Genomic DNA, 11,126 nt, shown 5'->3' with positions numbered 1-11,126 from the left:
CTGGCGGGGTGGGAAGAAATGCGATCGAGCCCCACGGCGCGCCGCTGCCCGTCTGCCACGTCCCGCCGTTCCCCCAAACAGACCAGTCCGCAAAACCATTCTCGAACGAGCCGTTCTTGAGCAGCTGGGCGCCCGCGACGACCTTGGTCGTCAAAGTGGCGACATCGCCTGCGACATTGCTGACCGTGAGCGCATTTGTGGCGATCAGCGCGCCCTGCGCCGCCGTCGTCGTTTCCAGGGCATTTATCTCGCCCCCCTGCGCAATGATGTCGGCTGCGATCCCGTCGATGCTGTCGACCAGCGCAGCCGCCTGATCTTCAAGATCGGCGATGGCGGCGAGCGCGGCGGCGGAAGCCGTCATCGCCGCCGCCGCATCCGCATCCAGCGCCGCGAGCGCCGCCGCCTCGGCGGCTGTCATGCCGTTGGTCGCGCCAGGCTCGGCGGGCTGCAGCTCCTCGATCGGCGTGCCGTCGGGATAGCGGTTCGGGATCGGCGCCGGCCGCGCGACCGGGATGTGCGGCGGCAGGGCCGGGCTTTCGCTCGGGTCCCAATCGTAAATCTCGGGGCTTTCTTCGCGCAGCGACATCACCACGCCGAAGTCTTGGCTCATCTTCCACGCCGCGACTGTCCAGGCATAGTTGGCGAGGCCATAGCGAGCCGTGTCGAGCTGCACCGTGTCCATTGCCTGCACGGCCAGCCCTGCAACGTTCATCGGCCACGCGACCGTCTTTTCGCTCAGCGCCCGACGCAGCATGATCCGGCCGATCCGCGTCGCGCGGGAGATCGATGTCACGAAGGCGAGATCGAGATCCATCTGACGCGGATCGGCCAGCGGCTGCGCCTGCGTCCGGAACGGCGCCGACTGGTAGAGCGCGGCCGGCTCGACATAGCTGCCCTGCACTTCGTTCGCGATCTCGTCGCCCGACGTGAACGCGCTGACCGTGATCGGCCCGGCCAGATCGCTTTCGGACAGGTTGGCCGTCGGCGGCACCCAATATCCGGGCCGCATGTAGAACTGACCGCCGATATCGGCGAAGGTGCCCGCGCAATTGATGATCAGCGTGTCGCGCACCTGGGCGGGCGCAGCGCCGGTGACGATCACGCCGTCGAGCGTGTAGCGCTTCTCCGAGCCACCTTCGAGCAGCACGACGTCCTCGTCGCAGACGTTGGCCTGCGCGGCGATCCAGCTGTCGTCGGGGATCTCGTCGGCATAGGCGCCGAACCCGCCTTCTTCGCGCGGCAGGCGCATCCAGTCGTAGAAAACCAGCGCCGCGTTGTTCGAATAGCCCGCTTCGCCCGTGCGCGGATCGCGGATATCGTCCTTGCCTTCGATCTCGCAGGTGATGTTCGGCATTCCTGCCTGGACGATCGCATCGGTCAGGCTGAACTTGGCGTAGATCTTCGCGATCCCGCGCCCGCGATGATCTTCGGTCCACCGCCCGCCACATTCCGCGACAAACACTTCGTGCGCGGCGGCATCAGCCATCCCCCTCTCGAACCACAGCCACGCCTTGCCGGCATAGGTGCCGCTGGTGACCATCCCGCCGCCGTCGACAGCCACCTCTTCATCGCCTAGGAACCAGCGCAGCACGCCCTGCACCCGATGCCCCGCGACCGCGATCACGAAATATCGGAAATAATCGTCGCCGACGTGGCTGGCGTGGAAAAAGGTCAGCAGCCCGCCGACCCGGCGCAGGCCATAGACAATGTTCGAGTTGGCGATCGTTTGCCGGTAAACGGTCGGCGTGCCGTTATTCGCCGTCGGGGCGCCGACCTTGGACGTGAGGCCAAGTGCCTTCATGGCCGCACCAGCCGCCAAGCCGAGTCCGACGCTGACAATCGCGGTTGCCACCGCCGTCGACACGGTGAGCGCCGAGGCAAGGTAAGGGGCTAGATAGGGTGCCGCGACAGCGATGCCGACTGCGACACCCACCATCACCACGCTTTTTACGACTTTTCCCAAAAGGTTCGTCCCTTGCTATGCTCGATCGGTCTGGACGGGAGGGATTATGAGAAAGGTGCTTGCTTGCCTGGCGCTCACCAGCTGCGCGACGACTGCGCAAATTCAGGAAAAAGCCCCAGTGGCCGAGTTTTCGACGACAAAATCGGTGGCGGCATTGGAAGAGTGCCTAGCTTTCAAGCTCGGACTATTCGGCGCCCCCAGCACTGTCCGCGGAGAGAAGCGGACAATAATGATGTGGGGGCAGCCTGCACCCGCACTTACCGTCACAATTGGCGCCACCGAGCCCCGGACCGTATCGGTGCGGGCTGCTCTAGTCGCTGGGAAAGGGGTCAGGGAGCGCGTTCAAGCTTGCACTGAATGACATCAGCGTCATCAATCCGCCAAGCCTCCTCAACCTCTGCCATCGACACGGCGTTGCCACCAAAGAATGTTGCCACCTCGCCTGCGCAAATCCCGAGCGCCCAGCCCCGGCGAACGATATCGCCGCGCCGCGCCAGCAAGGGCGAGAGGGACGGCCCGAGTGCTCGGCTGACGAGTTCGCTGAGCGATCTCACCCCATGCCGCCGATACAGAGCCGCCGCATCCCGCCACGATCTAGGCGGCGGCGCATCGAGGATCGCCCACACGTCGACGCCGCTCGCCGCCAGGACATGCCCGGCCGCGCGGTCCGCGCAATGATCCGGCCAATCGGGGTTGGCCGTCATGTGTTCACATAGCGCGTCATCGCGCCGATGAAGCCGCCGCTGGACATCGGGGCTGCGGTCGACATGCCCGCCTGATCCCCGCGTGCCCACAGGATGGAAACCTCGGCCATCTGCGGGAGATATTCGAAGAAGCGGTCGCCCGGATATTGGCGCTGCTGATACTCGTCGGTGAACCGCTTAATCGCGGGCCTGTTCTGGTCGCGCGCGCGGCTCTCTCCTGCCACCGTCACCGCAATGGAATTGCCGCTGTCGACCACCTCATAGGTATCGACCCGCCCGCGCCACACGCGTTTGACGGCAGTGATCGTCTGCAGATCCTCGTTCAGCGCCCCGAACCACAACTGCATGGCCGCGCCGCGCTGCGCCTGGTCGGCGATGTCGTCGCGAAATTCGGACGGGATATCGAGCAGGGTCGCGCGCACGCCCGTTGCAGATCCGTCGGTCTCCTCGCCAATCGTGTCCAGAGAGCCGACCCCGCCTGCGCCGATCCAGTCGATCCCGGCGAAATTGATCGTGCCAGTACCCGTCCACACTGCCACCGGATCAGGCAGGTCGATCCACAGCGCGAAGAAAGGGCGAACGACCGGCGCTTCGATCGCGTCGGACATCTGCGATGTGATATCGCGGCTCATAGATCCTCGAACATTTCGACCGTGATCCGCTCGGCATCGCCGAACGCCGCGGCATTCGCCCCCGCATCGTCGTCACGGATCTCGAACCGGGATTTGACTTCGGTATAGGTGCCGGCGCCGGCCGCGATGGCGGTTTCCAACGGCGGCACGAATGGCACCATCGCCACACCGCCCGCCGTCGTCAGCACGTCGGCGGTGACGATGTGTGCGCGCCCGTCGCCCCCGACATAATCGCCACGCCGGAATGCCAGCGTGTTCGCCTGCAGCCCGATCCACGTCATCGACGTCGCACCTTTGGCGGCCGGTGAGTTCGTGCCGACGCCCGTCGCCGGCCCCGATCGCGTCGGACGCCGCCAGTCGTGCGTCAGCACGCGATTAGCGCCACCTCCGACCTGGGCGAGGAAGGCGTCGATCGCCGCGCCCTTGCCTGCCAGCCCTTCGCCCTGCGCGCCGCCGACGAACTCGAACCGCGCAACCCAGCGCGATCGGCCGAGAACATAGGTTTTGCGCTGCCGGTTGAACGGGCTTTCGGTGCCGCCGGTATAATGCTGCAGATAGAAACTGACGCTGCTTGGCGCGAGATCGGCGGGCCACACGAAGTCGGTCATGCCTTCCCCCGCGCTTTCAGATCGCGAAACGTCGCGATCGTGTCCTGCTTCACCATCACCGCGAACCGACCCAGCTCGGCCCTGTCGACGGCGCTCCCGGCAAGGTTCGGTGCGAACGTTTGATGGATCACGATCCCGCCCCGCGCACCGTCGATATCGTCATTGGCGATCACGTTGCCCGACGACGACGGGGTGAAGATTTCTGGACCCAGCTCGCCGACGACATAGCTTCGGCCGCCCAGGACCGAACCGCCTTTGGCCCGCGCTCCGGACAACTCGAAAGCATCGAGACCGTCCACGTCACCACCGCCCCCCAATGCCGCGCCCAGAAAGGACTCGGCACTGGCCGCGCCGCCGCTTCCACCGAAAAGGGTGCCAAGCGCCCGACCGAACAGCGATTGCACACCCTTCTGGATGGCCATCTTTAACAGACTGCGCTGCACGTCGCTGGCGACCTGTTCCACAACGTCGCCGAATTTACGGGCACCGACCGAAGCATCGGCGAAGCCGTCCACGACCGCCCCCAAACCATCCGCCGCCAAACCCTCATAAGCTTCGCTGATCTCCGCTGCAGATCGCGGCATTGCGTCGAAATAGGCAGCGAGTGGGCCGGCGGTGTCTCGCATCACGCTCGTCCGCGCCGCCCCCTGAAGCATGTCGAGTGCCTTGAGCCGTTCACGCGCTATCTGCTTGTCGGTCGCATTGCGATCTTCCGAGGCGATGATCGCTTCCTGCATCAGCCGTTCGGTCTCGAACTGCTTGTCGAGGAGGCGAAGCTCAAGATCGCGGCGCTCGCCCATCGTCCGCGCGAGGTCGCTCTGCGCCTGCAGCATGTCGGTATCGTTGTCGTTCGCCGCGACCCGACGATCGAGCGCGTTCTTCGCAATCTCGGCCGCCTCCTCTTGATCCAGCTTCTGCGAGCGCAGATCTGCGACGCTATCGACGAGCAGCTTGAGACGCTCTTTTTGCGCCGCGCTGTAATCGTCGTTTCGATCGATCTCGTCGCGCGCCGCAACACGATCGGCATTGATCATCTGCTGCTCGATTGCGCGGCGCTCCCAACTGTCAGCCGTCAGGTCAGCTTTGGCGCGAAGCTCCTCCGCCTGGGCGCGCGTGAGATCGGATGCGAACTGCTTCTCGCGCCGAAGTGCATCGCTCGCCGCTCGCGCCCGCTCGCGGCTAGCCTTCGCGACATCGGCCTCGGCGGGGGGCAGAACGCCACCCCGCCCGCGTCCGCCCGCCGCCCCTTTTGGCCGGTTCTTATTCGCGGCCTCCATTTTGCTGCCGATATAGGCGCCGCCGGCAAAGCCGAGACCGCCTCCGACGAGCGCGCCGATCGGCCCAGCCAGCACACCTCCGGCGGCGGCGCCCGTCAGCGCGCCAGCAATCTCCATCGCTTGGCGCGGGTCCTGCTGCCAGAACTTGAGCAGATTGCCGGTCAGGGTCGCGAGGGCCGAGGCGAGCGAATAGATGCTGTCGGCATTATCCGCGATGACGCCCGCAAACTGCGCGTTGATGATCATCTTCAAAGTATCGAGTTCGTCGTTCACCTTGCCGGCGTTCCGCAGGACGTCCTCGTCCAGGACGATACCAAGATCCTTCGCCTTCTGAGCGAAATTGTCGAACTCCCGCGAACCCTGCCCCAGCAGCATCGTCAGCGAGCCGGCCGACTTGCCGAATAACTGGAGCGCGACAGCATTGCGCTGCTGGACGGTCGGCAGGCGCTCCAACCCGTCGAGTGTCTGCATGAAGGCGGTTTCGAAGTCTGTCGATGTGACCCCGAGCATTTTGAACAGGTCTGCCTGCGCCTTCGATCCCTGCTGCGCGAGGCCGAGCGTCTTCGTGAATTTCTCCATCGCCGCGTCGGCCGTTGCCACGTCGGAGCCGCTGAGCTGGGCAGCGTAGCGAAACTCCTGAATGATCTTGGTCGTCGCCCCAGTGCGGTCGGCAAGGTCGACGATCGCATCTGCGTAATCGAGCGCGCCCTTGGCCGCGACTGTCAGGCCGGCAGTACCGAGCGCGGCGAATACGCCGGTTAGCTTGCCCGCCGTGGTCGCGGCCTTGCGGATCGAGCCGCCGATCTTTTCGCCCATACGATAGGCGCGATCCTCTGCCTTGGCGGCGCCGGCATCGAATGCGGCAGTGTCGAGGCCAAGGGTAACGCGCAGGGCGCCGATCAGCGATGCCATGTCACCAGTCCTTTGTTGCCGATACCCACGCGCGCATCACCATGCCTACGTCCTCAGCGGACGCGGCAGGCTTCGAGCCCGTCATCTTGTCGATCGAGGGATGGTTTTTCGGTTCGACCTGCGACAGCGCGCCGGTGGTCGATGCAAGCCATGCCAGCTTGCGCAGCTCGCGCTTCTCGCGATCGACGCTGCCGGTCATGACGCTGTGATAGGTTCGCGGCGTCTGGATCCAGAACTGCTCGGGAGGATGGCCTACGGCGCACCACTCCCGAAGCAGATCTAGCCAGTCGCCGCCTTCTAAGGGCGGGCGCCACGCCCTTTCTTCGGGGCCCCCGCCTCCGCGATCGGGAAAGCCGCCGAATAGGCGTCCTTGGCAAGGGCGACCGCCTTTGCGGCGCCCAGCTCGTCGATCATGTCGCCCGCACTCGCGAGCGTCATGTCGGCCTCGCCACACCCGGCCCAGAACAGGCCGCGAAGTGTGCGCATGCTGACACCGAATTCCAGCTCGGTCGCCACCGCGAGCGTGGTGACCTCAAGGCGCTCTTCCAGGAGGCAAAGCGCATTGGTGGAGAAGCGAAGCTGCCGCGCCTTCCCGCCCGCCTCGAATGGCACGGCGCCGTTGGGTGCGGCCATCAGGCGTCAGCCTCGTCCGCATCGGCATACGCCGCCTGCGTGACCGCGCCCGCAATGCGGATCGTCACGTTGGCGGTCATCTGGCCGTCGATCGGCACCGTCCGTTCGAAGCCTTTAACGATGCCCGGAAACTTGAACTGCTCGGGCGTGGCCGCTGCGCCGGGTACCTTAATTTTCATCTGGCGCACGGCACCATCGTTCTTCGCCGTGACGAGCAGATCATCGGTCGGGCTGCCCGGGACCCAGTTGATCGAAACCGTGATCTCACCCGGATCGATCAGGCCGGCGATATATTCGCGCGTCTGCCCCGGGCTCTCATAGTGGGTAACCTCCACATCCGCGCGTTGCTCGTTGGGCGGGGACACGCTGGTGACCTCGGCAATCTTGGTGACTTCGGTCGCCACTCCGGTCGCGCCCATGTAAAAGGCCGAACCGAAGCCAAGTTTAGCAGTCGACATGTTCAAGCCTCCTCGGGCTGGGGTTGCCACCACACTCGAATGTCGCGCCGGGTGCGGTAGATAATCTCGCCGTCTGCGCGTTCTTTGCTGTCGCCGGCGAACTCGACGAAGCCACGCTGGATTGCCACGGCGCCCACAATCGCGGGCGTCGTGGCAATCTCTTCGATCATGGGGCCGATCGCATCGGCATCGCCGCGCGAGGCCGAATAGACATCGAACTGGATGAGCGTGCCGCGCAGGCTTACTTCGCCGTCATGCGTATATTCGCGCGGATCGGAGGCCAGCGTGATGATCAGGTAGGGCTTGGCAGGGCGCTGCATCCTTGCCTCGTCGCGCCACGCCCGGCCGGCGAGGATCGTGGCGAGCGGCTCATGATCGTTCGCCCGATCGCGAAGGGCTGCAGTCACCGACATGATCAGCCTCCGTTCTTGGCAGCGATCCGCGCCACCTTCTTCGCGAGCCGCGTTCGCGTCTTCTCGATCTCGGCGCCCAGGTCAGTGCCGACGAGGTCGAGCATGTCCTGCTTCGTCTGATCCCACGCAGGCCGCGCATGTGGCTGGGCGCGGTGATTCACGTTCCCGAACTCCTGCTGCACGCCCGCTGGATCGGAGGTGCCGGCATAAAGCTCGATCGATGACTTCCCCTCGCGCTTGGCATCGCGACGCTGGCGGCGGGTAAGCCGAGACCCGATCACATAGCTCTCGCGAAGAACGCCGGGCGTCCGACCCTCGTCAGCGGAGCCGCCGACCGGGGCGAGCCGGCGGACCGCCTCGATGAACAGCTGAAGCGCGCGCCGAGCGATCCGACGCAGCACAGATTTACCCGCCGCCTTCGGCAGTTCCTTCAGCGCGACTTCCAGCTCGCGGAAGCCTTCTAGCTTGACGATCTCGCGCGGCATCAGTCCGCTCTCGCCGTCGCAGCGATCTCAAGCCCTTCTCTGCGGCCGATCTCGACAACCGAAACGATATTCCAATCGCGACCGCCATACGCAATGCGATCGGCCGGGCTCACGTCCGAGACCGCCGACGACCAGCGGATACGAAACACCATCGGCGCCGTCGCCGCGATCTCTGCACTTTGCAGCCGCTCGACACCGGGCGCCGGCCGTGCTGACGCCCATACGGTCACCAGATCGGCCCATGATGGCATCGGATCGCCGGCGGCATCCGGCGCTAGCGCCGCCCGCTGGATGACGATCCGCCTATCGAGCGCGCCCGCCCGCATCAGCTGAACACACGATAGGGCGCGAGCAAACTTTCGACCGTCGTCGACATGGGCACAGCCGACGCGCTTGCGCCGATCATGACCGTTTCGCGATTGGCATAGAGGTCACCGGTCATCAGCAGGATCGCCGCGCGGATCGACGCGGGCAGCTTGGCCACCAGCGGATCGGATTCGGCATCGACAACGTAGCCTGCGCGATACCGGATGCGAATTGCGTCCGGGCGCACGGCGCAGCCCACCCATGCCCAAACGTCAGTGACGGGCATTATTCGGTCGCCGAACAGCTCAAAGTCTTCGAGATCTGCGGTTTGCTCGCCGCATGCACCATCGAGATATTTGACGCTTACGAGGTCGATGAGAGGCGGGAAAGGAAGGCGGAGCGAATTGCCACACCCTTCAAAGCAGTCGAAGCGCGCCTCGATCGTCTGCACACCGATCGCGCGGCCCAGCCAGCCTTCTGGTCCGTCAATGTGCCCGGTCGCTGCGGCAATCATCGCCTCGACCAATAGCTGTTCATCATCACCGTCGAGGCGCAGATGCGCGCGCGCCTCCTCCCACGTCACCACGGGCTGCGGTGGCGTCACGACACGAGCGCGCATCTGCGGTCCCTTCGGATCAGGTGTTGGTCAGGGCGGCCGAGATGATCATGCGACCATTCGGCAGGATGACGGCAAGATAGGCGACGTCGGTGCCGGTGTCGGTCCACGTCAGATCGATATCGCCGTCGGCTTCCGAGATCGCGAGAAACAGCTTCTTCGCGACGATCGGGAGTAACGCGCCATCGGCGCCGATCGCGATGCCGGTCGTGCCGCCGACCGCGACGAAGGCGTCACCGTTGGCGTCGGCAAGCACGGCGATCTGGACGGTGGCTCGGTGGGCGAGATCATTGCCCTGCGCGTCCTTCAACTGGATTGTAATCGCGCGCACATTGGCGACCTCAGCGCCGACGACGATCGATGCGCCCGCACACTGGCCGCAGATGTCAACGACGTCGCCCGGATCGGCAATGAGCGTGTGCTGGTTCTTCCGCCGGATCACTGGCCAGCTTCCTTATTTTCCGGCGCCGGAGCGGCCTTGTTGCGGGGCTTTCGCGCTGCCTTGCTTGCGATCGGCGCGATCCTCGTCTCGCGATCCTTAGATTTCGCGGCCGATGGGGCGGGGAGGTCATCGGGGTGCTCGTCTTTGCCGATGATCTCCGCGAGGCGGACTGCCTCCAGATGAGCTGCGCGCTCGCGGGTGACGATGTGGATCGATCCGGCGGGGACGTTGCGATCGACGTCGGTGCCTTCCTGTCCGCTGTAATCGCGGAGAACCTTGATCTTCATTGGAACATCTCCTTCCAGGCCGTCGGGATGCGGCGGTCTGAAAAAGAGGGCGGCCGAAGCCACCCCCTTCCTTCGATGGTTGTCGACCGGTTAGGCGACGAAGCCGAAGTCGCCGTAGATCAGCGCTTCGGGACGGTAGACCGCCAGGGCTGCCCGTTCCTCGCCACGGATCGTCACGAGGTTCTTGATGAAGTTGTCACGATCCTCGGTGCTGATCTCGACGTTCGCGTCCTCACGATCGAACAGCTGGCAGGCCAGCTTGAACGCGCCGGTCAGGAACTTGTCGACCGTCATCGCCGGGGTCTCGACAACAGGCAGGCGCCACAACGTCGGCGTCGCGCCGTTCGTGGGATTGCCGATGATGTACCGGCCTTCGCCGTCCTTCATCGTCTCGATCCGTGCCCAGTCGATCGGGTGCAGAATGTGGCCGGTTGCCGGATATTCAGCAAGAACCGCCTGCAGCATCGCATAGCGAAGCTGATCGAGCATGTTGTCGGCAACGAGGCCACCAGGAGCAGAATAGCCGGTTGCCTGCGGGATCATGCCGAGCAGGTTTGCGCCGCTGCCGTCGCCCTTGAGCAACTGCAGTTCCTCGGCATACGCCAAACCGTAACGAAGGCGCCCGTCGACATAGGACTGCAGCATCGGCGCGTCGGACAGGATCTGCTTCGACGCCTGAACCCAGTGGGCGATCGTCGCAACGGGCAGCGTCTTCAGGTCGAACTTCAGTTCCGACTGCGGCTTTTGCGCGGTTTCGGCCGTCGGGGCCGCGCTGTTGGTGAAGCCCGTTTCCTGCACGAACTGAATGCTGTTCGACCCGGTACGACCCGGCGTGATGAGATCGCGCACGGTCATCCGGCGTTCGGGCGGAGCGACGATGCCGGACACACGGTCAGGAATGATCAGGTCGCCCGCCGAGCCATTTGCATCGGTGGTGAGCGAGGTGATGATGGCCTTGGTAGCGAAGCTGACCGAACCCTTGGACGGAGCGCGATCCATAAACGCCTTCACCGCCGCGTCATCGATGAACTGGGCGCCGACCGACTTACGGTCATTGCCCTCGCTACCGCCGCGACGAGCGAGCTTCTGCTCGATCTCGGTCATGGTTGCCGAGAGCTCGTTGAACTTGACGAGCGCTTCGTCCGCCTTTTCCTTGGCATCGGTCGAGAGCTTTTCGCCCTTTTCGAACCGCCCCTTGGCGTCCTCGGCGAACTCCTTGACCTTGTCGGTCGCGGCCTTCAGGTCGCGCGACAGCTGCTTGATATCGGGTTCTTCGCCGCCGTCCTTGCGGCCAAATTCGGGCGGAGCATATTCGGGCGACACGACAGCGCCCATCGCGAGGGCGGCCAGCGACGAAGCTGCCATGATGTTCGGATGCTTCATGTTCGTT

General features: G+C 64.8%; 15 protein-coding genes. All 15 read right to left on the bottom strand.

The features are described 5' to 3' along the window. On the bottom strand, positions 1-1,936 hold a 1,936-nt coding region (locus FYJ91_RS16430; protein ID WP_149523314.1), incomplete at its 3' end, for a phage tail protein. A 356-nt stretch (positions 1,937-2,292) separates the two neighbouring features. Further along, positions 2,293-2,667 carry a DUF6950 family protein gene (locus FYJ91_RS16425; RefSeq protein ID WP_149523313.1) on the bottom strand — a complete coding sequence of 125 codons (375 nt, stop codon included), beginning with the start codon at positions 2,665-2,667 and terminating at the stop codon, positions 2,293-2,295. Next, positions 2,664-3,299 carry a hypothetical protein gene (locus FYJ91_RS16420; protein WP_181008541.1) on the bottom strand — a complete coding sequence of 212 codons (636 nt, stop codon included), beginning with the start codon at positions 3,297-3,299 and terminating at the stop codon, positions 2,664-2,666. The genes FYJ91_RS16425 and FYJ91_RS16420 overlap by 4 nt, the downstream gene beginning before the upstream one ends. Further along, a complete protein-coding gene (locus FYJ91_RS16415) occupies positions 3,296-3,907 on the bottom strand; it encodes a hypothetical protein (RefSeq protein ID WP_149523312.1) in 612 nt (203 codons plus the stop codon). Before FYJ91_RS16415 ends, FYJ91_RS16420 begins: the two co-directional genes overlap by 4 nt. Next, the gene (locus FYJ91_RS16410; protein ID WP_149523311.1) at positions 3,904-6,096 is read right to left on the bottom strand and encodes a phage tail tape measure family protein; all 2,193 of its coding nucleotides are present in this window, start codon (positions 6,094-6,096) and stop codon (positions 3,904-3,906) included. Before FYJ91_RS16410 ends, FYJ91_RS16415 begins: the two co-directional genes overlap by 4 nt. Position 6,097: 1 nt before the next feature. Further along, positions 6,098-6,295, bottom strand: coding sequence for a hypothetical protein (locus FYJ91_RS16405; protein WP_149523310.1), 198 nt, complete (start codon positions 6,293-6,295; stop codon positions 6,098-6,100). A gap of 98 nt (positions 6,296-6,393) precedes the next feature. Continuing rightward, on the bottom strand, positions 6,394-6,729 hold the full coding sequence (locus tag FYJ91_RS16400; protein ID WP_149523309.1) for a hypothetical protein: 336 nt from the start codon (positions 6,727-6,729) through the stop codon (positions 6,394-6,396). Then, positions 6,729-7,187: a phage tail tube protein gene (locus tag FYJ91_RS16395; protein ID WP_149523308.1), complete on the bottom strand. Its 459-nt coding sequence runs from the start codon at positions 7,185-7,187 to the stop codon at positions 6,729-6,731. The genes FYJ91_RS16400 and FYJ91_RS16395 overlap by 1 nt, the downstream gene beginning before the upstream one ends. 2 nt (positions 7,188-7,189) lie before the next feature. After that, entirely contained in the window at positions 7,190-7,600 is a 411-nt protein-coding gene (locus FYJ91_RS16390) for a DUF3168 domain-containing protein (protein WP_149523307.1), read from the bottom strand. 2 nt (positions 7,601-7,602) lie between these two features. Next, entirely contained in the window at positions 7,603-8,085 is a 483-nt protein-coding gene (locus tag FYJ91_RS16385; protein WP_149523306.1) for a hypothetical protein, read from the bottom strand. Beyond that, positions 8,085-8,411: a phage head closure protein gene (locus FYJ91_RS16380; protein ID WP_149523305.1), complete on the bottom strand. Its 327-nt coding sequence runs from the start codon at positions 8,409-8,411 to the stop codon at positions 8,085-8,087. The genes FYJ91_RS16385 and FYJ91_RS16380 overlap by 1 nt, the downstream gene beginning before the upstream one ends. Beyond that, a complete protein-coding gene (locus FYJ91_RS16375) occupies positions 8,411-9,010 on the bottom strand; it encodes a head-tail connector protein (RefSeq protein WP_149523304.1) in 600 nt (199 codons plus the stop codon). The genes FYJ91_RS16380 and FYJ91_RS16375 overlap by 1 nt, the downstream gene beginning before the upstream one ends. A gap of 16 nt (positions 9,011-9,026) precedes the next feature. Continuing rightward, the gene (locus tag FYJ91_RS16370) at positions 9,027-9,449 is read right to left on the bottom strand and encodes a hypothetical protein (RefSeq protein ID WP_149523303.1); all 423 of its coding nucleotides are present in this window, start codon (positions 9,447-9,449) and stop codon (positions 9,027-9,029) included. Continuing rightward, positions 9,446-9,736 carry a hypothetical protein gene (locus FYJ91_RS16365; RefSeq protein ID WP_149523302.1) on the bottom strand — a complete coding sequence of 97 codons (291 nt, stop codon included), beginning with the start codon at positions 9,734-9,736 and terminating at the stop codon, positions 9,446-9,448. Before FYJ91_RS16365 ends, FYJ91_RS16370 begins: the two co-directional genes overlap by 4 nt. Positions 9,737-9,826: 90 nt before the next feature. Then, positions 9,827-11,119: a phage major capsid protein gene (locus FYJ91_RS16360; protein ID WP_149523301.1), complete on the bottom strand. Its 1,293-nt coding sequence runs from the start codon at positions 11,117-11,119 to the stop codon at positions 9,827-9,829. Between the last annotated feature and the right edge of the window lie 7 nt (positions 11,120-11,126).

Origin of the sequence: Sphingomonas montanisoli, from assembly GCF_008274695.1 — a bacterium.
Classification (GTDB): domain Bacteria; phylum Pseudomonadota; class Alphaproteobacteria; order Sphingomonadales; family Sphingomonadaceae; genus Rhizorhabdus; species Rhizorhabdus montanisoli.
Note: the sequence above shows the minus strand (reverse complement) of the source record. Positions and strands in the feature narration are given on the sequence as shown.